Source organism: Agrococcus sp. UYP10 (assembly GCF_040547205.1).
GTDB lineage: Bacteria > Actinomycetota > Actinomycetes > Actinomycetales > Microbacteriaceae > Agrococcus > Agrococcus jenensis.
Genome location: NZ_JBEPPG010000001.1, coordinates 2839692 through 2864521, shown reverse-complemented (window position 1 = coordinate 2864521; position 24830 = coordinate 2839692). Strand labels below are relative to the sequence as shown.

Sequence of the window (24830 nt, the reverse complement as noted above, 5' to 3'; positions counted from 1 at the left end):
CCCCATGCCCGAGACGATCATCGCCGGTTACGCGCGCACCCCGTTCGCCAAGTTCCTCGGACAGCTCGCCCAGGTGCCCTCGACGGCGCTCGGCGCCCACGCGGCCAAGCATGCGCTCGAGAAGGCCGGGATCGCCGCGACCGAGGTGGACGCCGTCATCGTCGGCCAGGTGCTGCAGGCCGCGGTGGGGCAGAACCCGCCGCGCCAGACGGCGGTGGGTGCCGGCATCCCGATGACCGTGCCCGCGCTCGGCGTCAACGCGGTGTGCCTCTCGGGCACCGAGGCGATCGTCACCGGCCACCGCATGATCCAGCTCGGCGAGGCCGACGTCGTCGTGGCCGTCGGCCAGGAGTCGATGACGCTCGCGCCGCACGCCGCGCCGATGCGCGCGGGCGCGAAGTTCGGGCAGCTCTCGCTCACCGACACGATGCAGTTCGACGGGCTGACGGATGCCTTCGAGCACGTGCCGATGGGGGAGTCGACCGACGGCTACAACGCGGCGTTCGAGGTCACCCGCGAGCAGCAGGACGAGTTCGCCGCCGCGTCGCACGCCCGCCTCGTGCGCGCGCAGGCCGACGGGACGCTGGACGGCGAGATCGTGCCGTTCGAGGCGAAGGCCGGCCGGAAGACCGTGACCGTGGCCGTCGACGACGGCGTGCGCGCAGAGACCACCGTCGAGTCGCTCGCCGCGCTGCGCCCCGCGTTCACTCCGGAGGGGTCGATCACCGCCGGCAACGCGTCGCAGATTACCGACGGCGCCGCTGCGGTCGTGCTCGTGTCGGACGCCTACGCGAGCGAGCACGGCATCACGGGCCTCGCCCGCGTGCTCGCCACCGGCTTCGTCGCCGGCCCGAACGTGTCGCTGCACTCGCAGCCGGCGGACGCGATCGAGCAGGCGCTCGGACGAGCGGGCAAGTCGACGAGCGACCTGCAGGCGGTCGAGATCAACGAGGCGTTCGCGGCGGTCGGCGTCGCGTCGACGAGGCAGCTCGGCGTCGACCCCGAGATCGTCAACGCCAACGGCGGTGCGGTCTCGCTGGGTCACCCGATCGGCGCCTCCGGCGCACGCATCGTCGGGCACCTCGCCCGCCGCCTGCAGCAGCTCGGCAGCGGCGCGATCGGCGCGAGCGGCATCTGCGGCGGCGGCGGCCAGGGCTCCGCGGTCGTGCTCGAGGCGATCTGATCCGCTGAGAGCGAAGGGCGCCGACGCCCGGCATCCGCCCGGCCTAGGCTGGGCGGATGCGTCTGTCTGTGCTGGATCTCGCCCCGATCGCCCCTGGAGAGACCGCAGGCGCCAGCCTCGCCGGCTCCGTCGAGCTCGCCCAGGCTGCCGAGCGCCTGGGCTACGCCCGCGTCTGGTACGCCGAGCACCACAACATGGCGACGATCGCGTCGAGCGCGACGAGCGTGCTCATCGCGCACGTCGCCGCGCACACGTCGACGATCCGGCTCGGTGCGGGCGGCGTCATGCTGCCCAACCACTCGCCGCTCGTGATCGCCGAGCAGTTCGGCACGCTCGCCGAGCTGCACCCCGGCCGCATCGACCTCGGCCTCGGCCGCGCACCGGGCACCGACCAGCGCACGTGGACGGCGCTGCGCCGCGACATCCGCGCCTCCGAGCGGTTCCCGGAGGACGTCGTCGAGCTGCAGGGCTACCTGTCGGGCACGCCGACGGTGCCCGGCATCAAGGCGGTGCCCGGCCACGGCACGAACGTGCCGCTCACGATCCTCGGCTCGTCGCTCTTCGGCGCGCAGCTCGCGGCGGCGCTCGGCCTCCCGTACGCCTTCGCGTCGCACTTCGCCCCGGACGCCCTGCACCAGGCCGTCGCCGTCTACCGCGAGCGGTTCGAGCCGAGCGCGCAGCTCGACGCGCCGTTCGTGATCGCCGGCATCAACGCGGTCGTCGCGCCCTCGCGCGACGAGGCGATGCAGATGCAGCGCGAGCTCGTGCGGGCGCGCGTGCGCGGCCTGCTGCTGCGCGACAGCCCGATCGCGCAGCAGGTCGGCGACGACGAGCTCGACGCGCTCGCCGCGAGCCCGCAGGCGGCGCACATCGCGACGATGGTGCGCAACACGGCGCTCGGCACCGGCGACGAGGCGGTGGCGACCCTCCGCCGCTTCCAGGTGGAGGCCGACGCCGACGAGCTGATCATGGCCGTCCACGGCACGACCGCGGAGCGCATCCGCGCGATCGAGCTGCTCGAGGCGGCGGGCGGCCTCCGGGACGCGGCGGCCTGAGTCAGGCTGCGGTGCTCGCGCGTCGCAGCCGGAGCTCGCACCACGCGGTGACCGCGGCGTAGGCGAGGGCGGCGGCGGCCACGAGCGCGAGGAACGGCACCGTGAGGGGGCGGTCCCACAGCAGGTCGTCGCGGCGGACGAGCAGCGAGACGACGATCGCGGCGAGGCTCAGCAGCTGCGCCCCGTACAGGATGCGGAAGGCGCTCCAGCGCCGGTCGCGCAGCATCGCGAGGTTCACGACGCCGGTGAGGGTGAGCACGGCGCCGGTCGCGCGAGCGGTGAGCGGCGTGAGCTGCCATGCCCAGAGCTCTGCGAGCCACGCGGGCGCCACGAGCGCGGCGGCGCCGGCTGCGAGCGCCGCGAGCCCGATCGCCGCGAGCGCGACGCGCACCGCGGCCGGGATCGCCACGTCGGCCTGGGGCACGGCGCCCTGCCGCGCGCCGGGATCGTGCCCGCGCTGGAGCACGAGCAGCCACACCATCGCGATCGGCGTGGTCGCGTAGAGCACGAGCCACACGGCGAACGGCAGGTTCGACGAGAAGCGGTCGAGGTGCAGCAGCGTCGTGACGAGCAGGGCGGAGGCGAACACCGCCACCGCCGGCAGCCCGTGCCGCACGCGGTGCCAGCTCGGCGTGCGCCAGACGGCGAGGAAGTAGGCGATGCCGCCGAGGTACGCGGAGGCGAGCAGGAACGCCGAGAGCGGCGGCGCGATCGGCCACGCGAACAGCTCGCCGGTGCGCTCGGGGGCCGCGAAGAGCACGACGACGGCGACGACGAGGAACGGCACGATCGCGAGCGCGACCCAGCGCGTCGCCGGCAGCGGCCGCTCGGTCATTCTGCGCGGACCAGCGCGAGCACGTCGACGAGCGGCATGGTCGCGCCGCGCTCGGCCGCGGCGTCGAACGCGTCGCCAGCCCCGCCATCCCGCAGCCGCGCGACGACCATGGTCGAGAAGTCGAACCCGCTGCGGTTGAGCGCGCCCTTCCGGCGCCGGAGCGCCTGCGCCGCGCCCTGCAGCACGCCGGCGGTCGCCGCGTCGCCCTGGGCGCCGCGCACCCCCACAAATCCCTCGAGGCCGTAGGCGACGCCCTCGTCATGCCCGAGCGCGAGCGACTCGTCGAGGCTCGTGCCGAGGTCGTCCGCCGCGCCCTCGACGTCGCCCGCGAACAGCCGCGCCCAGCCGCGGTGGTTGCGCGCGATGCCGATGCCGAGCAGCTCGTGCTGCGCGGTCGCGAGCGCGAGGCTCTCCTCGAAGCGCTCGCGCGCCCCGCCGATGTCGCCGGTGAGCAGCGCGATCCGTCCGAGCATCACGAGCGTCATCGCCTCGCCCCACGCGTCGCCGACCGCACGGAAGCCGGCGCGGCTGCGCTCGAGCACTGCGGTCGCGGCCGGCACGTCGGGCCCGTCCGGCAGCGTCAGCAGCCCCAGGCCGATCGAGACGTCGGCGAGGGCCGCGCCGCCGGGGTCGTCCGCCTCCGCGAAGAGGTCGCGCGACGCCTGCATCCCGGGCACGACGTCCGAGGTCGGCTCCTGCCAGAAGCGGATGGCGTGGGTGTAGTAGAGCGCGATCGCTCGCGTGCGCACGCCGAGCGGGATCGACTCGCGCTCGGCGAGCGCGAGCAGCTCGGTCATCCACTCGCGCACGAGACCGAGGTGGCCGGCGATCCAGTGGTACAGGTAGAGCGACCACGCGTGCTCGGCCGCGTCGTCGAGCCGGCGGTCGTCGAGCAGCAGCCGCACGACGCCGCCGAGGTTCTCGGCCTCGAGGTCGAGCCGCCGCAGCGTCGCGAGCTGCGACGCGCCGCGCATCGCCGCCTCCGCATCCGACGCGACCCGCCGGTAGTGGTCGATCCACGCCGCCCTGGCGGTCTCGAGCAGCGACGCGGGTCCGGCTTCCCGTGCGAATGCGCGGACGAGCACGGGCAGCGCGAGCATCGGCGCGCCCCGATGGTCCTCGTGGCGCAGCAGGCTCGCCTCGGCGAGGGCAGTGATCGCGGCGGTCGGGTCGGCGATGCCGGCGGCACCGAGCACCTGCTCCGCGGTGCTGCCCGCGAAGGGGCCGGCTGGCACGGCGAGCGCGGTGAGCGCCTCGGTCGCGCTCGGATCGAGCAGGTCGACGCTCCACTGGATGGTGCTGCGCAGCGCCCGCTGGCGCTCGGGCAGGTCGCGCGCGCCGCCGACGAGGAGCGTGAGCGCCGACTCCAGCCGGCGCAGCAGCTCGTCGACCGGCATCCACACCATGCGCGCGGCGGCGAGCTCGATCGCGAGCGGGCTGCCGTCGAGCCTGCGGCAGATCTCGGCGACCGTCGCCGCGTTCTCGGGACCCAGCCGGAAGCCCGGACGGACGGCGGCCGCGCGCTCCTCGAAGAGCGCGGCCGCTGCGGCGGCGTCGAGCGGGCCGAGCGGGAAGAGCCGCTCCGCGCGCACGCGCAGCGGCGAGCGGCTCGTCACGAGCAGCGTCAGCCGCGGGGCGGCGCCGATGAGCCGCACGAGCAGCCCGACGGCGCCCAGCACGTGCTCGAGGTTGTCGACCACGAGCAGCACGTCGCGATCGGCGAGCGCCTCGACGACCTTCTGCTCGAGCGGCGCGTCGCCGGTGTCGCGCACGCCGAGCGAGCGGGCGATCACGGTGATGGCCCGCTCCGGCACGGTGATCGTCTCGAGCATCGCGAACGCGACCGGGCGACCGGCGGCCGCGGCTGCCCCCGCGACCTCGATCGCGAGCCGCGACTTGCCGATGCCGCCGTCGCCCACGATCGTCACGATCCGCACGTCGGGGCGCGCGAGCATCGCGAGCAGCGCGTCGCGCTCGGCGTCGCGGCCGACGATCGCGCTGTAGGGGGCCGGGATGCCCGGCATCGCGTCGGCGCGCATCGCACCGCGCGGGCGGCCGGCGTCGAAGCGCTCCGCGAGCAGCGTCGCGAGGTCCTGCCGCACGAGCGTCGCGAGCTCGCCGGGGTCGCGGTAGGCGCGGTACGAGACACGGTCGTCCGCACGGATGCGGTCGAGCAGCGCCGCGAGCCGCGCCTCGCGCTCGGGCGCGGGGTCGAGCACGTAGATGAGCGACGGCAGCTCGCCCGAGAGGGCGTACTCGTCCTCGAGCCCCGAGACCGCCTCGCCCGGCGCCACCCAGCCGTAGCGCTCGCCGTAGATGCCCACGAAGACGTCGCTCTGCGCGAGGTAGGAGCGGTAGAGCGACCGGGGCGGGTGCGGCCGGGATCCCAGCTCGAACATCACCGGCGCGAGCTGCAGCCCCTCGATCGCCGACCGGACCGCCTGGCGCTCGGCGGCCAGCTCCTTCAGCGTGGAGCTGACGAAGACGCGCAGCCGCTGGTCAGGCGTGCGGATCGGCGTGTCCGCCTCATCCATGCACGCAGTCTGACTCCCCGCGCGCGGCGTGTCCAGCCGTCGCGTGCCGGCTCGCGTTGCCTAGCGGAGGGCGAGCCGCGCGACGGATGCGGCGGCCGCGGCGAGCAGGTCGGCCGCGTCGCGCTGCAGCCCGACGAGGTCCGCCGGCCCGGCCGCGATCGAGATCGCCGGCACCCCCATCGCCGCGGCGGCGTCCGCGTCGACCGCACCGGCGAGCACGCAGAGCGGCACGCCCTGCGCTCGCGCGGCGGCGTGCACGACCGACACGACCTTGCCGCCCGCCGACTGGCCGTCGAACCTGCCCTCGCCGGTGAGCACGAGCGCGCTGCCGGCGACCGCCTGGTCGAGGCCGACGAGCCCCGCGAACCAGGCGCCGCCCGCGACGATCTCGCCGCCGGTGAGGGCGCGCAGCACGCTCGCAGCGCCCCCGGCCGCACCGGCGCCCGGCACGTCGGCGATCGCCGCGCGCTCGACGCCGAGCGCGGTGGCCGCGGCGCCCGCGAGCCGGCCGAGGGCGGCGTCGAGGGTCGCGACATCGGCGGGCGTCGCGCCCTTCTGCGGCCCGAAGACCGCCGCGGCACCGCGCGGCCCGGTGAGGGGTGCGTCGACGTCGGTGACGAAGCGCCAGCGCGCGGCGAGCGCTCGCGGATCGATCGCCGTCACGTCGATGCGCTCGAGCGCGCCGAGGCCGCCGCCGCCCGCGTTGACGGGGCTGCCCGCGGCATCCGTCAGCCGTGCGCCGAGCGCGGTGAGCACCCCGGCGCCGCCGTCGGTGGTGGCGGACCCGCCGAGCAGCAGCGTCAGCTCCGTCGCGCCCGCATCGAGGGCGTCGAGCACGACGCGGCCGAGCCCGGCGGTCGACGCCTCGAGCGGGCGGAGCGGCGCGTCCTCGACCTGCGGCAGGCCCGCGGCCTGCGCGAGCTCGATCACCGCGTGGCCGCCGTCGAGCGTCCACTGCGCGACCGCGGGCCTGCCGATCGCGTCGACGGTCTCGGTCGACCGCAGCTCGCCGCCGCGCGCGAGCAGCGCGTCGAGGCTGCCCTCGCCGCCGTCCGCCATCGGCACGAGCACGACCTCGGCGCCGGGCACCGCGGCGCGCACGCCGCGGGCGGTGGCCTCGCACGCCTCGAGCGCCGTCAGGCTGCCCTTGAACGCGTCGAACGCCGCGACCACCCGGGTCATCGCGTGAGCCCGTACCGCTCGGCGAAGCGAGCGAGGATCGTCTGCGGATGCTCGACGTGCGCGGCCCGGCCGGCCCGCACGAGGTCGTCGACCTCGTCGGGGGAGAAGTAGCCGTGGTCGCGGTAGGCGCGGATGCGCTGCTCGAGGCCGTCGGCGTCGAGCTCGGGATGGAACTGCGTCGCGACGACGTGCTCGCCCACCCGCAGCATGTGCACGCACGCGGCGGAGACGGCGAGCGTCGTGACGGGGTGCGCGACCGAGCCCGCAGGCGCCTCGCGGATGCCCTCCTTGTGGCCGCCGAAGGCCGTGAACGCGCGGGGGAGGCCCTCGATGAGCCAGTCCTCGCCCACGAGGCTCAGCTCGACGGGGGCGACCGACTCCGCGATGCCCCGCACCATCCGCTCGCCGAGCGCGTGCACGACCGCGCCGAGGCCGAGGCACGCGCCGAGGTAGGGGATGTCGTCGCGGATCACCTGCGTCGCGAGCGCGGTGAGCCACGGCACGACGCCCGCGTGCGCGGCGGGCCGCAGCTCCGGGTCGTCGCTGAAGTTCGCGGGGCCGCCGCCGATGAGCACGGCGTCGACGCCGGCGAGGTCGATGGCGGGCTGGTCGCGGTCGAGGCGAATGCGCTCGACGCGGGCCTCGTCGAGGCGCCCGAAGCGCACCATCGCCTCGAGCTCTGCCGCGGCGACGTCGTCCTCGGGCCGCGACTGGACGATGAGGATGCGGCTCATGCTCGCCGCCCCTCTGCCGTCCAGACGCCGCTCGAGCCGCGCCGGTGCGAGCCGACCAGGTGGGTGTCGACGATCCCGACCGCCTCCATGAGCGCGTGCATCGTGGTGGGGCCGACGTGCGCGAAGCCGCGACGCTTGAGCTCCTTCGAGAGCGCCATCGACTCCGGCGACTGCGTCGGCACGTCGGCGAACGTCTCGGGCGCAGGCGTCGACTCCGGCTGGAACGACCAGACGAGCGCCGCGAGCCCGCCCTCCGCGCGCAGCGCCACCGTGGCGCGCGCGTTGCCGATCGTGGCGTCGATCTTGCGGCGGTTGCGCACGATGCCGGCGTCGTCCATGAGCCGCGCGACGTCGGCGTCGTCGAACGCGGCGACGGCATCCGGGTCGAAGTCCGCGAACGCCGCGCGGAACGCCGGGCGCTTCCGCAGGATGGTCGACCACGAGAGCCCCGACTGGAAGGCCTCGAGCGAGAGCCGCTCGAAGAGGCCCGTCTCGTCGCGCACGGGCATGCCCCACTCGCGGTCGTAGTAGTCGCGCAGCAGCGGGTCGGACGCGGCCCACACCGGGCGCGCGAGGCGGTCGTCGCCGACGATCAGGTGCATGCCCTCAACGTACGCTGGTCCGGTGCAGACGGATGCGGAGCGGCGCGCGTGGCGCGCGGGGCTCAGCGTCGTCATCGCCACGAGCGCCTACGGGCTCTCGTTCGGCGCCCTCTCGATCACAGCGGGGCTCGACCTGTGGCAGACGATGGTGCTGAGCGCGCTGATGTTCTCGGGTGGCTCGCAGTTCGCGTTCATCGGGGTGATGGCCGCGGGCGGCGGCATCGCGGGCGTCGCGAGCGCGGCGATGCTGGGGCTGCGCAACGCGCTCTACGGCATGAGCATGCGCCGGGTGGTGGCGCCCCGCGGCGCGATGATCCCGGTCGCGGCGCACGTGACGATCGACGAGTCGACGGCCGTGGCGCTCGCGCAGCCCGACGCGCGCGCCCAGCGGGTCGGCTTCTGGGTCACGGGCGTGGGCATCTGGGTGGGGTGGAACCTCGCGACGCTCGCGGGAGCGCTGTTGGGCGACCTGCTCGGCGACCCCAAGCAGTGGGGGCTGGACGCGGCTGCCGCGGCCGCGTTCGTCGGCCTGCTCTGGCCGCGGCTGCGCGCGCGGCAGGCGATCGCGGTCGCCGCGGCGAGTGCGGTGGTCGCGGCGTCGCTGCTGCCGGTGCTGCCCGCGGGGCTTCCGGTGATCGTGGCCGCGGCGATCGGGGTCGTCGTCGGGCTGACGAACTGGCTCGGGCCGAAGCACGAGTCGCGGCTGCCCGACCCGGGTCCGGCCGAGGTGCACGGCTCCCGCCACGCCGGTCCGACGCATCCGCGAGGCGGGCGCCCATGACGACCTGGCACCTCATCCTGCTCGCGAGCATCGCGGTGCTCGCGATCAAGCTGCTCGGCTACGCCGTGCCGCCGCGGCTCTTCGACCAGCCGCGGCCGCGCCGGACGCTCGAGCTGCTCACCGTGTCGCTGCTCGCGGGGCTCGTCGCCGTGCAGATGCTGGGCGGCGACGAGGGCATCGTGCTCGACGCGCGCATCCCCGCGGTCGCGGTCGCGGCAGGGCTCTTCGCCGTGCGCGCGCCGTTCATCGTGGCGGTCGCCGCGGCCGCCGCGACGGCCGCGCTGCTGCGCCAGTTCGCGGGGCTGCCGTGACGGCGCCACGAGCCCGCGGGGTTCGCTAGGGTGGGCCTCTCAGGCGACGCCGGCTCCGAGTCCGGACGCCGCCTCGAGACCGTATGCTGATCGTCACCGCCGGACCGCCGGCGCCATCGCGTGGAGGAAGCGCATGACCGAGCAGGACCCGCCCAGGGGCGACGGCGAGAGCACGCAGTCGTGGGGTGACGACTATCGCGCGCAGCTCGCCGCGATGCTGTCGGGCACCTCGGCGGAGGACCGCGAGGCCGTGGCATCGCTGCCGTCGGGCTCCGCCATCCTCGTCGTGCGACGCGGCCCGAACGTGGGCGCGCGCTTCCTGCTCGACCAGGACTCCACGATCGCCGGTCGTCACCCCGACGCCGACATCTTCCTCGACGACGTGACCGTCTCGCGTCGTCATGCCGAGTTCACGCGCGACGGCACGACCTTCGAGCTGCGCGACCTCGGCTCCCTCAACGGCACGTACCACGACGGCGAGCGCGTCGACCGCGCCGTGCTGCGCGACGGTGCCGAGGTCCAGGTCGGCAAGTTCCGCCTCACCTTCTACCGCTCCCGCCTCGACCTCGACGCCCGGGCGTGAGCGCCCAAGCCGCGAGGAAGCCTGCCGGCCTCCTCTCGATCGGTCAGGTGCTGGCGAAGCTCGGACCGGAGTTCCCCGACCTGTCGCCGTCGAAGCTGCGGTTCCTGGAGGACCAGGGGCTCATCTCGCCGCAGCGCACGCCGTCGGGGTACCGCAAGTTCGACGCCGCCGACCTCGAGCGGCTGCGCTACATCCTCACGCTCCAGCGCGACCACTACCTGCCGCTCAAGGTGATCCTCGGTCACCTCGACGACATCGACCAAGGCCGCACGCCGCAGATCCCGGGCGCCAACGTGCGCGTCGAGGCGCCGTCGATCCTCACCGCCGAGCGCCGGCTGTCGCGCGCGGAGCTGCAGGCCGAGGCCGGCGCCTCGAAGCAGCTGCTCACCGACGCGCTCTCCGCCCAGCTGCTCCCCGGTGCGGAGCCGTTCGGCGACGAGGCGGTGCAGGCGCTGCGCGCGCTCGTCGAGCTGCAGCGCTACGGCATCGAGCCGCGCCACCTGCGCGGCATGCGCCAGTCGGCGCAGCGCGAGGCGGCGCTCATCGAGTCGGCCCTCAAGCCCATGCGCGGCCGTCGCGAGACGGGCAGCCAGGCGAAGGCGGCCGAGGCTGCGCGCGACCTCGCCGGCCAGATCCAGTCGGTCCGCGAGCTCCTCACGCGCGACGCGCTCGACGCCTGAGGGCGCGCGTGGGCGCCAGGGCGTAGACTCGGCTCCGACACGCCGAACCGCGAGCCAGATGCGGGGCGACGGGGGAGCGGGTCGCTACGGTAGGGCCGAACACTCAATCTCTTCTTGAAGGTTGAGCCCAGCCAGCGGAAGGAACGGCCATGCGTGACGGCAGCCGGGATGACACCCAGGGCAGCACCGGCACCACCGAGGGCGGCCGCTTCGAGGCAGGCCTGCTGTTCACCGACGGGCTGCCGCAGGAGACCGACGCGGTGGGCTACCGCGGCGCGATCGCCGCAGACGCCGCCGGCATCACCTACCGCCAGCTCGACTACTGGGCGCGCACCGGGCTCGTCGAGCCGACCGTGCGCCCCGCGCACGGCTCCGGCAGCCAGCGCCTCTACTCGTTCCGCGACATCCTCGTGCTGAAGCTCGTCAAGCGCCTGCTCGACACCGGCATCTCGCTGCAGCAGATCCGCGTCGCCATCCAGCAGCTCCACGAGGCCGGCGTGCGCGACCTCACGCAGACCACGCTCATCTCCGACGGCGCGAGCGTCTACCTCTGCACCTCGAGCGACGAGGTCATCGACCTCCTCGGCCGCGGCCAGGGCGTGTTCGGCATCGCCGTCGGCAAGGTGCTGCGCGAGGTCGAGACCCAGCTCATCGAGCTCGAGGTCACCCCGGTCGACGACAGCCACGTCGACGAGCTCGCGGCGCGCCGCGCGCGCCGGAGCCGGACGGCCTGACGCCCGGTTCCGGCCGCGGGCCGGTTGGGCATGAAGGACGCAGGGATGCAGGTGCTCCGCGCGCTGCGCTGAAACCGTCCCGTCGTGCGCGCGGTGTCGTAGGTGCGAGTGTCGGGTTGCTGCGGGAGTGTCGCGACACTCTGACCGGAAGTCGACACTCGCGGCGCGTCGGTGCCGCTACCCGGGCGGAAGTGTCGGGTTGCTGCGGGAGTGTCGCGACACGCTGACCGGAAGTCGACACTCGTCGTGGCGGCGGCTCGATCGCCACTCGCGGAGCGGGCGCTCCTACTGGTGCTTGTCGGCTGCGGGCGCCGAGGCGCTCGTCGACGAGGCGTCGGCCTCCGCCGCGGCCTCGAGCTCGGCGGCCGCCGTCGCGTCGACGGCTGCGGTCGGCGCGGGCACCTTGCGGCCCGACGCGGCCTCGTCGCCGGCGCGGCCGGAGGCGGTGAGCACGGTCTGGAGCAGCTCGTCGAACTGGAGCGCCATCTCCTGCGCGCCCTCACCGGGCCACACGTGCAGCGGGCGGGCAGCGCCCTGCGCCTGCTGCATCGACGTGCGCTCGGGGAGGATCGTCTCGAGCACGAGCGGCCCGAACATGTCCTTGAGCTCCTGGATGCGGTACTGGTGCTCGAGCGACTGCGGGCGGGCGCGGTTCACGACGATGCCGAGCGGCTGCAGGCGCGGGCTGAGGCCGCGGCGGATCTCCTCGATCGCGCGCAGCGCGCGGTCGGCGGCGGCGACAGAGAACAGGCCGGGCTCGGTGACGACGAGCACGCGGTCGGAGGCGGCCCACGCGGTGCGCGTCAGGGCGTTGAGCGACGGGGCGCAGTCGACGAGCACGAGGTCGTAGTCGTCCTCGACGGTCGTGAGGGCCGTCTCGAGCTTCCAGATGTCCTTGATGGTCGGGTGCGGGCCGTCGAAGTTGATCGCGGACGGCGAGCCGATCAGCACGTCGATCGTGCCGCCGTGGCCCTGCGTCCACCCGGACGGCGAGATCGCCTGCTGGACGATCTTGTCCTTCGGGTTCGCGAGCACGTCGGCGACGTTGAGGCGCCCGTCGATCTCGATGTCCATGCCGGTCGAGGCGTCCGACTGCGGGTCGAGGTCGACCACCAGCGTGCGGAGGCCCTTGGCGAAGGCTGCGGAGGCGAGACCGAGGGTCACGGTCGTCTTGCCGACACCGCCTTTGAGGGAGCTGATCGAGAGTACGTGCACGGCGGCCAAGCCTAGCGGCACTAGATTGGAAAGACCGCGTCGCCGCACCTCTCGGAGGAATCCGCCATGTTCTCGAAGCTGCTTGTCGCCAACCGTGGCGAGATCGCGATCCGCGCCTTCCGGGCCGCCAACGAGCTGGGGATCCGCACGGTCGCGGTGTACGCGCACGAGGACCGCAACTCGCTGCACTGCCAGAAGGCCGACGAGGCGTACCAGATCGGTGAGCCCGGCCGCCCGGTGCGCGCCTACCTCACGGTGAGCGAGATCATCCGCGTCGCCAAGGACGCCGGCGCCGACGCCATCTACCCCGGCTACGGCTTCCTGAGCGAGAACCCCGAGCTCGCGACCGCCGCCGCCGAGGCGGGCATCACGTTCGTCGGCCCAGGCCCGACGGTGCTCGCGATGGCCGGCAACAAGGTGACGGCCAAGGAGCACGCGATCGCGGCCGGCGTGCCCGTGCTCGCCTCGACCCCGGCCACCACTGACCTCGAGGCGCTCGTCGCGGGCGCCGATGAGCTCGGCTTCCCGGTCTTCTGCAAGGCCGTCGCCGGCGGCGGCGGCCGCGGGATGCGCCTCGTCGAGCGCCGCGAGGACCTCCGCGACGCGCTCGAGGCCGCCATGCGCGAGGCCGACAGCGCCTTCGGCGACCCGACGATGTTCATCGAGCAGGCCGTCGTGCGCCCCCGACACATCGAGGTGCAGATCCTCGCCGACGCGTCGGGCGAGACGGTGCACCTGTTCGAGCGCGACTGCTCGGTGCAGCGTCGCCACCAGAAGGTGGTCGAGCTCGCGCCGGCGCCGAACCTCTCGCAGGAGCAGCGCGACGCGCTCTACCGCGACGCGGTCGCCTTCGCGCGCTCGATCGGCTACGTGAACGCGGGCACCGTCGAGTTCCTGCTCGACACCGCGGGCGAGCGCGAGGGCCAGCACGTCTTCATCGAGATGAACCCGCGCATCCAGGTCGAGCACACGGTCACCGAGGAGATCACCGACGTCGACCTCGTCGCGAGCCAGATCCGCATCGCCGCGGGGGAGTCGCTCGCCGACCTCGGCCTCACGCAGGACCAGATCCAGATGCACGGGGCGGCGCTGCAGTGCCGCGTCACGACCGAGAACCCCGCCGACGGCTTCCGCCCCGACACCGGCCGCATCACCGCGTACCGCTCGCCGGGCGGCGCGGGCGTGCGCCTCGACGGCGGCACGATCAACCCCGGCACCGAGGTGAGCGCCCACTTCGACTCGATGCTCGCGAAGGTCACGTGCCGCGGCCGCGACCTCGACACGGCGATCCGCCGCGCGCACCGCGCGGTGAGCGAGTTCCGCATCCGCGGCGTCGCCACGAACATCCCGTTCCTGCTCAACCTGCTCGACAGCCCCGACTTCCGCGCCGGCGACGTGTCGACGCACTTCATCGACGAGCACCCCGAGCTCACGCGCATCAACCCGCCGAAGGACCGGGCGTCGAAGGTGCTCGCCTGGCTCGCCGACGTCACCGTCAACCAGCCGAACGGCGAGGCCGTCGACGTCATCAACCCGGCGATCAAGCTGCCCGCGATCGACCTCGAGGCGCCCGCGCCCGACGGCGAGCGCCAGCGCCTGCAGGAGCTCGGCCCGGCCGGCTGGGCGAAGGCGCTCCGCGAGCGCACCTCGCTCGGCGTCACCGAGACCACCTTCCGCGACGCCCACCAGTCGCTGCTCGCCACCCGCGTGCGCACCGCCGACCTCGTCGCGGTCGCGCCGCACGTCGCGCGCATGACGCCGCAGCTGCTGTCGATGGAGGCGTGGGGCGGCGCGACCTACGACGTCGCGCTGCGCTTCCTCGGCGAGGACCCGTGGGAGCGGCTCGTCGCCATCCGTGAGGCGATGCCGAACATCCCGCTGCAGATGCTGCTGCGCGGCCGCAACACCGTCGGCTACACGCCGTATCCGACCGAGGTGACCGAGGCCTTCGTCGAGGAGGCCGCCGCGACGGGCATCGACGTATTCCGCATCTTCGACGCGCTCAACGACGTCGACCAGATGCGCCCCGCGATCGACGCGGTGCTCGCGACCGGCACGACGGTCGCGGAGGTGGCGCTCTGCTACTCCGGCGACCTGCTCGACCCCGCCGAGGACCTCTACACGCTCGACTACTACCTCGCGCTCGCCGAGCGCATCGTCGACGCCGGCGCGCACGTGCTCGCGATCAAGGACATGGCGGGCCTGCTGCGCGCGGGCGCCGCGTCGAAGCTCGTCGCCGCGCTCCGCGAGCGCTTCGACCTGCCTGTGCACCTCCACACGCACGACACCGCGGGCGGCCAGCTCGCGACCCTGCTCGCCGCCTCCGCCGCGGGCGTCGACGCCGTCGACGTCGCGAGCGCGCCGATGGCGGGCACGACGAGCCAGCCCTCGCTCTCGGCGCTCATCGCCGCCGTCGCGCACACCGACCGCGACACCGGGCTCTCGCTCGACGCCGCGAGCGACCTCGAGCCCTACTGGGAGGCGGTCCGCCGCCTCTACAAGCCGTTCGAGTCGGGCCTGCCCGGCCCCACCGGCCGCGTGTACCGCCACGAGATCCCGGGCGGCCAGCTCTCGAACCTGCGGCAGCAGGCGATCGCGCTCGGCCTCGCCGACGACTTCGAGAAGATCGAGGACTGGTACGCGGCCGCGTCGCGCATCCTCGGCCGGCCGACGAAGGTGACGCCTTCGTCGAAGGTCGTCGGCGACCTCGCGCTGCAGCTCGTCGCGCAGGGCGTCGACCCGGACGACTTCGAGCGCGACCCGCGCAAGTACGACATCCCCGACTCGGTCATCGGCTTCATGGCCGGCGAGCTCGGCGACCTGCCGGGCGGCTGGCCCGAGCCGTTCCGCTCGAAGGTGCTCGAGGGGCGCGACGTCGACATCTCGATCACGCCGCTCACCGGCGAGCAGCGCACCCGCCTCGAGACGCCCGGCGCCGACCGGCAGGACGCGCTCAACGAGCTGCTCTTCGCCGGCCCGACGCGGGCGTTCAAGGAGACGCGCGCGCAGTTCGGCGACCTGTCGGTCGTCGACACGATCGACTACCTCTACGGCATGCAGCCGGGCGAGGAGCACCAGGTCGGCATCGGCCGCGGCGTGACCCTCAACGTCGAGCTCGAGGCGGTCGGCCAGCCCGACGACGACGGCATCGTCACGGTCATGACGGTGCTGAACGGACAGCTGCGCCCGGTGTACGTGCGCGACCGCTCGGTCACGGTCGACAAGCCGCGGGCGGAGAAGGCGGATGCCTCGGTGCCCGGCCAGGTCGCGGCCCCGTTCGCGGGCGCGGTGACGGTCAAGGTCGCGCAGGGCGACACGGTCGCCGCGGGCGACCCGATCGCGACGATCGAGGCCATGAAGATGGAGGCCGCGATCACGACGCCCATCGCCGGCACGGTCGAGCGGATGGCGCTCACCGGCACGACGCCCGTCGAGGCCGGCGACCTCATCGCGGTGGTGCGCCCGGCATGAGCGTCCGCGACATCCGCGTCTTCGGCGACCCGGTGCTGCGCGAGCGCGCCGCGGCGGTCGACCCGGCGGCGCCTGCGACCGCCGCGCTCGTGCAGGACCTGCTCGACACGGTGCAGGTGCCCGGTCGGGCGGGCGTCGCCGCCAACCAGATCGGCGTCGCGAAGGCCGCCTTCTCGTACAACGTCGATGGCGAGGTCGGCTACGTGCTGAACCCGCGCATCGTGGAGGTGCGCGGCGAGCCGGTGCTCGTCGACGAGGGCTGCCTGTCGGTGCCGGAGCTGGGCTTCCCGACCCCGCGGCACCCGTTCTGCCGCGTGGAGGGCGTCGACCTCGACGGCGCGGAGGTCGTGCTCGAGGGCGAGGGGCTCATGGCGCAGATGCTGCAGCACGAGGTGGCCCACCTCGACGGAAAGCTGTACCTGCAGGCGCTCGAGAAGCCGATGCGCTCGGTCGCGATGGCCGAGGTGCGCCAGGCTCCCTGGTACTAGGCCGGCTTCTCGAGCGTGAAGATGCCGTAGCGCATCGCGCCGGTGCGGTACGCGAGCATCAGCCGGGGGAGCGACAGCGCGAAGACGCGGTTGCGCGCGGTGCGGGCGAGCCGGCGCATCTCGGGGTCTACGACGACCGCGCGCAGCATCCGGCCGGTGCAGATCGTCCAGGTGCGGGCGACGCGGCGGCTGACGTCGTCGTAGCCGACCACCTCGAAGCCCGCGGTGCGCGCCATCGCGGCGTACTCCTCGCGCGTGCCCATCGAGGGCAGCCTGCCCTCGCTGCAGATGGGCTCGAGCAGGTGGCGGACCTTCCATCCGCGCGCGCCCGTCTCGGCGAGCCACGCGCAGACGACGAGGCGGCCGCCGGGCCGCAGCACGCGGTGCGCCTCGTCGAAGAAGCCCTGCTTGTCGGCCATGTGCTCGCTCGACTCGATCGCCCACGCGGCGTCGGCCGAGGCGTCGGGGAGGCCGTTGTCGAGCCAGTCGCGGACCCGGATGTCGACGTCGGCGGCAGGGATCGTGGCGGCGTGCCTCGCCTGCTCACCCGAGAGCGTGAACCCGACGACCCGCACCCCGCGCGTCGCCGCGAGCCGCCGCGCGGTGCCGCCGTAGCCGCAGCCGATGTCGACGCACGCCGCACCCGGCTGCAGCCGCAGGCGCTCGCCGACCGCGTCGACCATCGCCTCGACCGCCTCGGCCGGCCGCTCGCGCCCGGTCGTCCACAGCCCGTGGTGCACGTGCTCGCCCCACAGGCTGCGGTACACCGCGTCGAGCTCGTCGTAGTGGTCGGCGACCGCCGCGGTGCCGTGGGCGGTGGCGGGGACGATCATGCGATGCCGGTCACGCGCCGACGTCGTGCGCGGTCGAGTTCGACGCGTACATGTCGTCGATCTGCGCCTTGAAGTCGTCCATGATGTTCTGCCGCTTGATCGACATCTTCGGCGTCAGGTGGCCGTTGGCCTCGATGAACTCGACCGGCAGGATCGCGAACTTCCGCACCGACTCGGCGCGGGAGACGAGCGTGTTCGCCTTCTGGATGGCGCTGCGCACCTCCTCGACGACCGCGGGATGCGCGGCCGCCTGTTCGAGCGACATCGTGCGGTCGTGCCCGTGGTTGTCGAGCCACGTCGCGAGCATCTCGCCGTCGAGCGTGATGAGGGCGGCGATGAACGGCTTCTGGTCGCCGACCACCACCGGCTGACCGATGATCGTGTTCGAGCGGATCGGGTCCTCGAGCGTGTTCGGGGCGACGTTCTTGCCCGCGGCGGTGACGAGCAGCTCCTTCTTGCGGCCCGTGATCGTCAGGTAGCCGTCGGCGTCGAGCGAGCCGATGTCGCCGGTGTGGAACCAGCCGTCCTCGGTGAAGGCATCCTTCGTCGCCTGCTCGTTGTGCCAGTAGCCGTCGAACACGGCGACGCCCTTGCCGAGCACCTCGCCGTCCTCGGCGATCTTCACGCCGTTGCCGGGCAGCGCCGGTCCGACGGTGCCGATCTTGAAGCGGTCGGGCACGTTCACGGTGAGCGGCGCCGTCGTCTCGGTCAGGCCGTAGCCCTCGAGGATGCGGATGCCGAGCGAGCGGTAGAAGTGCGCGAGGAACGTCGACAGCGGCGCGGAGCCGGAGACGGCGTAGCGCACCTGCCCGCCCATGGCGGTGCGGAGCTTGTTGAGCACGAGCCGGTCGAAGAGCGCGAACTGCAGCTTGAGGCCGAGCGGCACGTGGCCGGCGTCGAGCGCCTTCGAGTGCGCGACCGCGACGTGCGCGGCGCGCAGGAAGATCTTGCCCTTGCCGCCGGCCTCGGCCTTCTGCTCGCTCGCGTTGTAGACCTTCTCGAACACGCGCGGCACGGCGAGGAAGAAGGTCGGCTTGAACGAGCCGAGCGACGCGAGCAGCTTCTTGGTGTCGGACTGGTGGCCGACGCGCACGCTCGCGGCGATCGCGAGCACCGAGATGAAGCGGGCGAAGACGTGCGCCTGCGTCACGAACAGCAGGGTCGACGTGCCGGGGCCCACGACATCCGCCATCACGACGCGCGCGTTGCGGCACAGCTCGACGAAGTTCGCGTGCGTGAGCATGACGCCCTTGGGGCGGCCGGTGGAGCCCGACGTGTAGATGAGCGTCGCCAGGTCGCTGCCGCGGGCCATCGAGCGGCGCCGCTCGATCTCGTCGTCGGGCACGTCGACGCCGCGCTCGACGAGCCGATCGAGGTCGCCGCGGTCGATGCGCCACACGTCGGTGATCGCCGGCAGGTCGCCGTGCGCCTCGTCGAAGCGCGAGACGAGGTCGGCGTCCTCGAGGATGACGCGGGTCGCGCCGCCGTCGGAGAGGATCCACTGGATCTGCGAGGGCGCGGAGGTCTCATAGACGGGCACCATGCGGGCGCCGGCGTACCAGAGCGCGAAGTCGACGAGCGAGAACTCGTAGCGCACCTTGCACATGAAGCCGACGAAGTCGCCGGGCTGCACGCCCGCCGCCACGAAGCCCTTCGCGAGCGCGATCACCTGGCGGTGGAACTCGCGCGTCGGGATGTCGCGCCAGCCCTCGCCCTCCGGCACCGCGAAGAGCGGCGCGTCCGGGTGGTTCAGGAGCGTCTCCTCGAGCAGGTCGGTGACGTTCGCCTCCGGGTCAGCGGCGACGACCGGCGGCATGACGCCCTCGGGGACGGTGATCTCTGGCACTGCGACTCCTTCGGCTGTCGTGCGTTGGGCTCATCCTATGGTCGAGCGCGCCGGTCGGCGGCAGGCGGGGCGCATGTCCGTCGGGCGTCCACACCTGCCCTAGGCTCGGGGCGCGAAGGAGGTGCGATGTTCTACTGGCTGCTGCGGCACTGGGTGATTGGCCCGTTCATGACGCGCGTCTTCCGGCCATGGGTGGTCGGCCTCGACAACATCCCCGAGCACGGCGGCGCGATCATCGCCGGCAACCACCTCTCGGTCATCGACTCCTTCCTCATGCCGCTCGTCATCGACCGCCGCGTCTGGTTCCTCGCGAAGTCCGACTACTTCAACGGCCCCGGTCTCAAGGGCAAGCTCGTGCGCTGGTTCTTCCTCGCGGTCGGGCAGCTGCCGATGGACCGCTCGGGCGGCGAGAAGAGCTCGCAGAGCCTCAACGCCGCGCTCCAGCAGCTGCAGGACGGCGGCCTCATCGGCATCTACCCCGAGGGCACGCGCAGCCCCGACGGCAAGCTGTACCGAGGCCGCACGGGCGTCGCCCGCATGGTGCTCGACGCCCGCGTCCCGGTCGTGCCGTGCGTCATGGTCGACACCGAGAAGATCATGCCGATCGGCCGCAGGCTGCCCAAGGTCGGCCGCATCGGCATCATCTTCGGCGAGCCGCTCGACTTCTCGCGCTACTACAACCTCGAGGGCGACCGCTTCGTGCTGCGCTCCATCACCGACGAGATCATGGTGGCGCTCAACCGCATCTCCGACCAGGAGTACGTCGACGTGTACGCGTCGAGCGTGAAGTCGCGCGTCGAGGCAGAGCGCAGCGCGCTCGCCGCGAAGCGCGGGCGATGACCCGCTCGCTAGACTGATCTGCGGCGCGCTCGGCGCCGCATGAAGCAGAGGCTGGCATGACCGACACCATCGCGATCACCGACCCGGACGAGCGACGCTCCCTCGAGCACGGCCTCGACGCGTATCGCGCGCTGCCGATCAAGCAGCAGCCCGCGTGGCCGGACGAGGATGCGGTCGAGCACGTGCGCCGCGAGCTGCGCAGCGCGCCGCCGCTCGTCTTCGCCGGCGAGGTCGACATGCTGCGCGAGCGGCTCGCCGCGGCGGCGCAGGGCCACGCCTTCCTGCTGCAGGGCGGCGACTGCGCAGAGACGTTCGCGGGCGCGACGGCCGACAACATCCGCAACCGGGTGAAGACGATCCTGCAGATGGCGGTCGTGCTCACCTACGGCTCGGCGATGCCGGTGATCAAGATGGGCCGCATGGCGGGCCAGTTCGCGAAGCCGCGATCGAGCGACGCCGAGACCCGCGGCGACCTCACGCTGCCCGCGTACCGCGGCGACATCGTCAACGGCTTCGACTTCACGCTCGAGTCGCGCACCGCCGACCCGCAGCGCATCCTGCGCGGCTACCACATGGCCGCGTCGACCCTCAACCTCGTGCGCGCCTTCACCCAGGGTGGCTTCGCCGACCTGCGCCAGGTGCACTCGTGGAACAAGGGCTTCGCGCAGAACCCGTCGTTCGCGCGCTACGAGGCGCTCGCCGGCGAGATCGACCGCGCCGTGCGCTTCATGGAGGCCGCCGGCGCCAACTTCGACGAGCTGCGGGGCGTGGAGTTCTTCACCGGCCACGAGGGCCTGCTGATGGACTACGAGCGCCCGCTCACGCGCATCGACTCCCGCACCGGCCTCGCCTACAACACCTCGAGCCACTTCCAGTGGATCGGCGAGCGCACCCGCGAGATCGACGGCGCGCACGTCGACTTCTTCTCGCGCGTGCGCAACCCGATCGGCGTGAAGCTCGGGCCCTCGACGACGCCCGCCGACATGGAGGCGCTCGTCGACAAGCTCGACCCGGAGCGCGAGCCCGGCCGCATCACGTTCATCACCCGGATGGGCGCCGGTCGCATCCGCGACGCGCTGCCGCCGCTGCTCGAGGCCTCGAAGTCGCTCGAGTCGACGCCGCTGTGGGTCACCGACCCGATGCACGGCAACGGCATCACGACGAAGAACGGCTACAAGTCGCGCCGCTTCGACGACGTGGTCGACGAGGTGCGCGGCTTCTTCGAGGCGCACCGTGCGGTGGGCACGTTCCCGGGCGGCATCCACGTGGAGCTCACGGGCGACGACGTCACCGAGTGCCTCGGCGGCGCGGAGGAGATCGACGAGCTCGCGCTCGAGACGCGCTACGAGTCGCTGTGCGACCCGAGGCTCAACCACATGCAGTCGCTCGAGCTCGCGTTCCTGGTCGCCGAGGAGCTGCGGGCGGCGCAGCGGCCGTAGCGCCGCGCCGGCTCAGTAGGTCGCGTCCAGCACGATCGTCGAGCCCTCGACGACCGGCCCTGGCGCTCCGGGGTCCTGCGACAGGATGGTCGCGAGGGCCTGGAGCGGCTCGGGCACGTTGGTGCGGAGGTCGGGCACGAGGCCGGCGTCGCGGATGGCCTGCACCGCCTCGGTGATGGGCTTGCCGACGACGTCCGGCACCTCGAGCATCCGGGGCCCGAGCGACACGACGCCGCTCACCGCCTCGCCCCTGCGGAGCGGCCGGTCGGTCGGGATCGAGAGCGAGATGAGGCGGCCCTGCTCGACCTCGGTGGAGTGCTCCTCGGCCGAGAAGTCGACGACGAGCCCGGCCTGCACGAGCGCCGCCTCCGCCTCGGCGGCGACCTGGCCGGCCTCGGCGGGCACGGGGCCGAGCGAGACGCGCAGCGCGATCGGCGTGCGCTCCTCGATCGCCTCGAGCTGCGTGACGTCGGTGCCGTCGGGCGTGAAGGCGGCGAGCACGGTGCCGGCGGTGGCACCGTCGAAGATCGCGTCGGGCTCGCCCTCGGCGACCGCGAAGCCGGCCGCCTCGATCGCGGCGCGCGCGTCGTCGACAGGCCTGCCCGCGACGGCCGGCGGCGGCAGGCTGCGGCGGCCGGAGGACAGCACGAGCTGCACCGCCTCGCCGTTCGCGAGCACCGTGCCCGCGTCCGGATCGGTGCGGAGCGCATGGCCGGCCGGCAGGTCGTAGTCGGGCTCGGACACGGTGCCCGCCACCTCGATGCCGTGCTCGGCGAGCAGCGCGACCGCCGCGTCCTGCGTCTCGCCGGTCACGGCGGGCACGGTGGCGCTGCCGCCCGGTCCGAGGTTGAACCACCAGCCGACCCCGGCCGCGACGAGCGCGCCGATGATGACGACGGCGAGCCACAGCATGCCGCGCCGCCGGCGCACGGTGACCCGGCGCGCGAGCGCGGTCGTCGCGACGCCGTCGCCGGCGTCCTCGACGACCTGCGGCTCGGCCACGAGCTGGCGGCGGCGCTGCGTCCTGGGCCGCTCGATGATCGTCGTCGACCGGTCGTCCTCGCCGACGACGGGCAGCACGGTCGTCGGGCGGTCGATGCCGCGCTCCCGCACGGCGTGCAGCTCGGCGAGCATCTCGGACGCGTCGGCCGGGCGCAGGTTGGGATCGCGCTGCGTCGCCCAGTGCACGAGCGAGTCGAGCGCCTCCGGCACCCCGGGCGTCACGCTCGAGGGCAGCGGGACCTGCTCGTTCGCGTGCTGGAACGCGATCTGCATCGGCTCGTCGCCGGTGAACGGCTGGGTGCCGGTGAGCATCTCGAAGAGCATGATGCCGACGGCGTAGATGTCGCTGCGAGCGTCGGCGAGGCCACGGGTGACGAGCTCGGGGGAGAGGTAGGCGATCGTGCCGAGCAGCGCCTTGCCGGTCGCGGTGTTCGCGGTCGCCGCGCGGGCGAGCCCGAAGTCGCCGATCTTGATGCGGCCGTCGTGCGCGAGCAGGATGTTCTCGGGCTTGAGGTCGCGGTGCACGATGCCCGCGCGGTGCGCGGCGGCGAGCCCGGCGAGGATCGCCTCGAGCACGTCGAGCGACTGCTCGGGGGTGATGCGGCCGCGGTCGACGAGCAGGTCCCGCAGGGTGATCGACGGCACGAGCTCCATGACGAGCCACGCGAGGCCGTCCTCCTCGCCCTGGTCGTAGGTGTTGACGACGTTGGGGTGCGCGAGCCGCGCGGCGGCCTTCGCCTCCTGGATGAAGCGCTCGCGGAAGTGCTCGTCGTCGCCGAGGTGCGGGTGCATGACCTTGACGGCGACCTTGCGGTCGAGCCGCATGTCGAGCCCCTCGTAGACGCTCGCCATGCCGCCGCGGGCGATGCGCTCGCCGACGGCGTACCGACGGTCGATCGTCCGTCCGATGACGGGATCGCGGGGGTCGACGGGCACGATGGCGAGGATAGGCGGCGCCGGCGCGCTTGCCAGGCACCCACGCCGGAATGGCAGGATGGAGGCGTGACGCAAGACAACGCCTGGCTCGCCGTGCCCGACCTCGTGACCCTCCTGGGTCAGCCGGTCGGACGCATCCACCGCCTGATCGAGGAGCACCGGCTGCCCGCGACGCGGCGCAACGGACCGCTCCAGGTGCCCGCCCTGTGCATCCGCGACGGGGAGCCGCTCACCGAGCTGCGCGGCACGCTCCTCGTGCTGCTCGACCAGGGGATCACCGAGGACGAGGCGATCGACTGGCTGCTCGCCGAGGACGACTCGCTCGGCATGTCGCCGATCGCGGCGATGCGCGCCGGCGGCAAGGCCTCGGTGCGCAAGGCGGCCCAGCTGCTCGGCTGAGCGCTACCGGTCGCGCTTCGCGACCGTGTCGGCCAGCCGCTCGAGCTCGAGCACCGCGGAGCGCGACAGCTCGCCCTCGTGCAGCGCCTCGAGCGCCTCGCCGACCGCTCGGTCGATGAGCGCCTCGAGCCGCGTCGGCGCCTCGGAGCGCTGAATGGCGTCCTGCAGGATCGCCACCTGCCGCTCGTCAAGCTCGCGGTCGCCGAGCAGCTCGTCGAGCATCGTGCGGACGCCCTGGGAGAGCCGCTGCCGCGCGATCTCGATGAGCACCGTCCGCTTGCCCTCGCGGAGGTCGTCGCCGGCGGGCTTGCCGGTCACCTCCGGGTCGCCGAAGACGCCGAGCAGGTCGTCGCGCATCTGGAACGCGACGCCGACCGGCAGCCCGTACCCGGCGAGCGCGTCGAGCTGCGCGTCGCTCGCCCCCGCGAGCAGCGCGCCGAGGGTGAGCGGCGCCTCGACCGAGTACTTCGCCGACTTGTAGACGGCGACCGTGTGGGCGCGGTCGAGCAGCGCCTCCGGGTCCTGCCGGATCCAGGCCGCCTCCTCGAGCACGTCGAGGTACTGCCCGAAGGTGACCTCCTCGCGCATGCGGCGGTAGGCGTCGTGCACGGCGTCGCCGTGCGCCGCGCCGCGGCAGGCGAGCAGCATGCGGTCGTCCGCCCAGTTGAGCAGCAGGTCGCCGACCAGGATCGCGGCGCTCGAGCCCCACGAGGCGGCATCGCCGACCCACTGGCCGTCGCGGTGCACCGACTCGAGCGCGCGGTGCATCGCCGGCCTGCCCCTGCGGGTGTCGGAGGCGTCGATGATGTCGTCGTGCACGAGCGCGGCGGCGTGGAAGAGCTCCATCGCGGTCGCGATGCCGATCACGTCGGCCCACTCCGGGTCCTGCTCGGTGCCCGCGGTGCGGTCGGCGTCCGCCCGCGACGCCGTCACGGCGTGCCAGCCCCACAGCACGAACGCGCTGCGGACCCGCTTGCCGCCGGAGACCATCTCGCGCACGAGCCGCAGCAGCGTCGCGGCATCCGGCGAGATCTCCGTCAGGGCGCGCTCGCGCGCATCGAGGTACTGGTGGATCGAGCCCTCGACGGCTCGGGCGAAGCGCTGCTGTGCCGACACAACCCACATGCTATTGACAGCAGACACGCGT

At 73.5% G+C, this 24830-nt stretch carries 22 protein-coding genes; 12 read left to right on the top strand and 10 right to left on the bottom strand.

Annotation, left to right across the window (positions count from 1 at the left end):
• Window positions 1-4: 4 nt before the first annotated feature.
• Window positions 5-1183, top strand: coding sequence for an acetyl-CoA C-acyltransferase (locus ABIB37_RS14050; RefSeq protein ID WP_354261386.1), 1179 nt, complete (start codon window positions 5-7; stop codon window positions 1181-1183).
• A 56-nt stretch (window positions 1184-1239) separates the two neighbouring features.
• Window positions 1240-2238, top strand: a complete 999-nt coding sequence (locus ABIB37_RS14045) for an LLM class flavin-dependent oxidoreductase (RefSeq protein ID WP_354261384.1) — start codon at window positions 1240-1242, stop codon at window positions 2236-2238.
• Window position 2239: 1 nt separating this feature from the next.
• Here the strand turns inward: ABIB37_RS14045 and ABIB37_RS14040 are convergent, their stop codons facing one another.
• From ABIB37_RS14040 to ABIB37_RS14020, 5 genes are read right to left on the bottom strand one after another with little or no spacing between them, the layout of a single operon-like run.
• Window positions 2240-3073 carry a hypothetical protein gene (locus ABIB37_RS14040; protein ID WP_354261382.1) on the bottom strand — a complete coding sequence of 278 codons (834 nt, stop codon included), beginning with the start codon at window positions 3071-3073 and terminating at the stop codon, window positions 2240-2242.
• Complete coding sequence (locus tag ABIB37_RS14035; protein WP_354261380.1) at window positions 3070-5607, bottom strand: ATP-binding protein; 2538 nt, start codon at window positions 5605-5607, stop codon at window positions 3070-3072. Before ABIB37_RS14035 ends, ABIB37_RS14040 begins: the two co-directional genes overlap by 4 nt.
• 60 nt (window positions 5608-5667) lie before the next feature.
• Window positions 5668-6789 (bottom strand): glycerate kinase, encoded by a 1122-nt coding sequence (locus tag ABIB37_RS14030; RefSeq protein WP_354261378.1) that lies wholly within the window; start codon window positions 6787-6789, stop codon window positions 5668-5670.
• A complete protein-coding gene (locus ABIB37_RS14025) occupies window positions 6786-7523 on the bottom strand; it encodes a glutamine amidotransferase-related protein (RefSeq protein ID WP_354261376.1) in 738 nt (245 codons plus the stop codon). Before ABIB37_RS14025 ends, ABIB37_RS14030 begins: the two co-directional genes overlap by 4 nt.
• Window positions 7520-8125 (bottom strand): DNA-3-methyladenine glycosylase I, encoded by a 606-nt coding sequence (locus tag ABIB37_RS14020; RefSeq protein WP_354261374.1) that lies wholly within the window; start codon window positions 8123-8125, stop codon window positions 7520-7522. Before ABIB37_RS14020 ends, ABIB37_RS14025 begins: the two co-directional genes overlap by 4 nt.
• Between ABIB37_RS14020 and ABIB37_RS14015 the strand changes: the two genes are divergently transcribed.
• From ABIB37_RS14015 to ABIB37_RS13995, 5 genes are all read left to right on the top strand, one after another.
• Window positions 8124-8906 carry an AzlC family ABC transporter permease gene (locus ABIB37_RS14015; RefSeq protein ID WP_502914057.1) on the top strand — a complete coding sequence of 261 codons (783 nt, stop codon included), beginning with the start codon at window positions 8124-8126 and terminating at the stop codon, window positions 8904-8906. The two genes, ABIB37_RS14020 and ABIB37_RS14015, sit on opposite strands and share 2 nt — an antisense overlap.
• On the top strand, window positions 8903-9217 hold the full coding sequence (locus tag ABIB37_RS14010; RefSeq protein WP_354261370.1) for an AzlD domain-containing protein: 315 nt from the start codon (window positions 8903-8905) through the stop codon (window positions 9215-9217). The genes ABIB37_RS14015 and ABIB37_RS14010 overlap by 4 nt, the downstream gene beginning before the upstream one ends.
• 133 nt (window positions 9218-9350) lie before the next feature.
• Window positions 9351-9800 carry an FHA domain-containing protein gene (locus ABIB37_RS14005; protein WP_354261368.1) on the top strand — a complete coding sequence of 150 codons (450 nt, stop codon included), beginning with the start codon at window positions 9351-9353 and terminating at the stop codon, window positions 9798-9800.
• Window positions 9797-10480, top strand: coding sequence for a transcriptional regulator FtsR (gene ftsR / locus ABIB37_RS14000; protein ID WP_354261366.1), 684 nt, complete (start codon window positions 9797-9799; stop codon window positions 10478-10480). Before ABIB37_RS14005 ends, ftsR begins: the two co-directional genes overlap by 4 nt.
• A 149-nt stretch (window positions 10481-10629) precedes the next feature.
• Window positions 10630-11214: a MerR family transcriptional regulator gene (locus ABIB37_RS13995; RefSeq protein WP_123697613.1), complete on the top strand. Its 585-nt coding sequence runs from the start codon at window positions 10630-10632 to the stop codon at window positions 11212-11214.
• A 285-nt stretch (window positions 11215-11499) separates the two neighbouring features.
• Here ABIB37_RS13995 and ABIB37_RS13990 read toward each other — a convergent pair whose 3' ends face one another.
• A complete protein-coding gene (locus tag ABIB37_RS13990; RefSeq protein ID WP_354261364.1) occupies window positions 11500-12429 on the bottom strand; it encodes a ParA family protein in 930 nt (309 codons plus the stop codon).
• Window positions 12430-12495: 66 nt separating this feature from the next.
• Between ABIB37_RS13990 and ABIB37_RS13985 the strand changes: the two genes are divergently transcribed.
• Window positions 12496-15900 carry a pyruvate carboxylase gene (locus tag ABIB37_RS13985; protein WP_354261362.1) on the top strand — a complete coding sequence of 1135 codons (3405 nt, stop codon included), beginning with the start codon at window positions 12496-12498 and terminating at the stop codon, window positions 15898-15900.
• Window positions 15897-16388, top strand: coding sequence for a peptide deformylase (locus tag ABIB37_RS13980; protein ID WP_354261360.1), 492 nt, complete (start codon window positions 15897-15899; stop codon window positions 16386-16388). Before ABIB37_RS13985 ends, ABIB37_RS13980 begins: the two co-directional genes overlap by 4 nt.
• Here the strand turns inward: ABIB37_RS13980 and ABIB37_RS13975 are convergent.
• Entirely contained in the window at window positions 16385-17221 is an 837-nt protein-coding gene (locus ABIB37_RS13975; RefSeq protein WP_354261358.1) for a class I SAM-dependent methyltransferase, read from the bottom strand. The genes ABIB37_RS13980 and ABIB37_RS13975 overlap by 4 nt on opposite strands.
• Window positions 17222-17231: 10 nt before the next feature.
• Window positions 17232-19037, bottom strand: a complete 1806-nt coding sequence (locus ABIB37_RS13970; protein ID WP_354261638.1) for an AMP-dependent synthetase/ligase — start codon at window positions 19035-19037, stop codon at window positions 17232-17234.
• Window positions 19038-19193: 156 nt separating this feature from the next.
• Here ABIB37_RS13970 and ABIB37_RS13965 point away from each other — a divergent pair, with 156 nt between their 5' ends.
• Both ABIB37_RS13965 and ABIB37_RS13960 read left to right on the top strand, forming a co-directional pair.
• Complete coding sequence (locus tag ABIB37_RS13965) at window positions 19194-19907, top strand: lysophospholipid acyltransferase family protein (protein WP_354261356.1); 714 nt, start codon at window positions 19194-19196, stop codon at window positions 19905-19907.
• Window positions 19908-19963: 56 nt separating this feature from the next.
• A complete protein-coding gene (locus ABIB37_RS13960; RefSeq protein WP_123697619.1) occupies window positions 19964-21346 on the top strand; it encodes a class II 3-deoxy-7-phosphoheptulonate synthase in 1383 nt (460 codons plus the stop codon).
• A 12-nt stretch (window positions 21347-21358) separates the two neighbouring features.
• Here ABIB37_RS13960 and pknB read toward each other — a convergent pair whose 3' ends face one another.
• Window positions 21359-23284: a Stk1 family PASTA domain-containing Ser/Thr kinase gene (gene pknB / locus ABIB37_RS13955; protein ID WP_354261354.1), complete on the bottom strand. Its 1926-nt coding sequence runs from the start codon at window positions 23282-23284 to the stop codon at window positions 21359-21361.
• 66 nt (window positions 23285-23350) lie between these two features.
• Here pknB and ABIB37_RS13950 point away from each other — a divergent pair, with 66 nt between their 5' ends.
• On the top strand, window positions 23351-23683 hold the full coding sequence (locus ABIB37_RS13950; protein ID WP_123698539.1) for an Rv2175c family DNA-binding protein: 333 nt from the start codon (window positions 23351-23353) through the stop codon (window positions 23681-23683).
• A 3-nt stretch (window positions 23684-23686) separates the two neighbouring features.
• Here ABIB37_RS13950 and ABIB37_RS13945 read toward each other — a convergent pair whose 3' ends face one another.
• Window positions 23687-24799 carry a polyprenyl synthetase family protein gene (locus tag ABIB37_RS13945; RefSeq protein WP_354261352.1) on the bottom strand — a complete coding sequence of 371 codons (1113 nt, stop codon included), beginning with the start codon at window positions 24797-24799 and terminating at the stop codon, window positions 23687-23689.
• Between the last annotated feature and the right edge of the window lie 31 nt (window positions 24800-24830).

Bases quoted from the DNA above. Each gene is read 5' to 3' on its own strand.
- ABIB37_RS14050 (WP_354261386.1), top strand. From the start codon at position 5: ATGCCCGAGACGATCATCGCCGGTTACGCGCGCACCCCGTTCGCCAAG.
- ABIB37_RS14045 (WP_354261384.1), top strand. From the start codon at position 1,240: ATGCGTCTGTCTGTGCTGGATCTCGCCCCGATCGCCCCTGGAGAGACC.
- ABIB37_RS14040 (WP_354261382.1), bottom strand. From the start codon at position 3,073: ATGACCGAGCGGCCGCTGCCGGCGACGCGCTGGGTCGCGCTCGCGATC.
- ABIB37_RS14035 (WP_354261380.1), bottom strand. From the start codon at position 5,607: ATGGATGAGGCGGACACGCCGATCCGCACGCCTGACCAGCGGCTGCGC.
- ABIB37_RS14030 (WP_354261378.1), bottom strand. From the start codon at position 6,789: ATGACCCGGGTGGTCGCGGCGTTCGACGCGTTCAAGGGCAGCCTGACG.
- ABIB37_RS14025 (WP_354261376.1), bottom strand. From the start codon at position 7,523: ATGAGCCGCATCCTCATCGTCCAGTCGCGGCCCGAGGACGACGTCGCC.
- ABIB37_RS14015 (WP_502914057.1), top strand. From the start codon at position 8,124: ATGCCCTCAACGTACGCTGGTCCGGTGCAGACGGATGCGGAGCGGCGC.
- ABIB37_RS14020 (WP_354261374.1), bottom strand. From the start codon at position 8,125: ATGCACCTGATCGTCGGCGACGACCGCCTCGCGCGCCCGGTGTGGGCC.
- ABIB37_RS14010 (WP_354261370.1), top strand. From the start codon at position 8,903: ATGACGACCTGGCACCTCATCCTGCTCGCGAGCATCGCGGTGCTCGCG.
- ABIB37_RS14005 (WP_354261368.1), top strand. From the start codon at position 9,351: ATGACCGAGCAGGACCCGCCCAGGGGCGACGGCGAGAGCACGCAGTCG.
- ABIB37_RS13995 (WP_123697613.1), top strand. From the start codon at position 10,630: ATGCGTGACGGCAGCCGGGATGACACCCAGGGCAGCACCGGCACCACC.
- ABIB37_RS13985 (WP_354261362.1), top strand. From the start codon at position 12,496: ATGTTCTCGAAGCTGCTTGTCGCCAACCGTGGCGAGATCGCGATCCGC.
- ABIB37_RS13980 (WP_354261360.1), top strand. From the start codon at position 15,897: ATGAGCGTCCGCGACATCCGCGTCTTCGGCGACCCGGTGCTGCGCGAG.
- ABIB37_RS13975 (WP_354261358.1), bottom strand. From the start codon at position 17,221: ATGATCGTCCCCGCCACCGCCCACGGCACCGCGGCGGTCGCCGACCAC.
- ABIB37_RS13970 (WP_354261638.1), bottom strand. From the start codon at position 19,037: ATGCCGCCGGTCGTCGCCGCTGACCCGGAGGCGAACGTCACCGACCTG.
- ABIB37_RS13965 (WP_354261356.1), top strand. From the start codon at position 19,194: ATGTTCTACTGGCTGCTGCGGCACTGGGTGATTGGCCCGTTCATGACG.
- ABIB37_RS13960 (WP_123697619.1), top strand. From the start codon at position 19,964: ATGACCGACACCATCGCGATCACCGACCCGGACGAGCGACGCTCCCTC.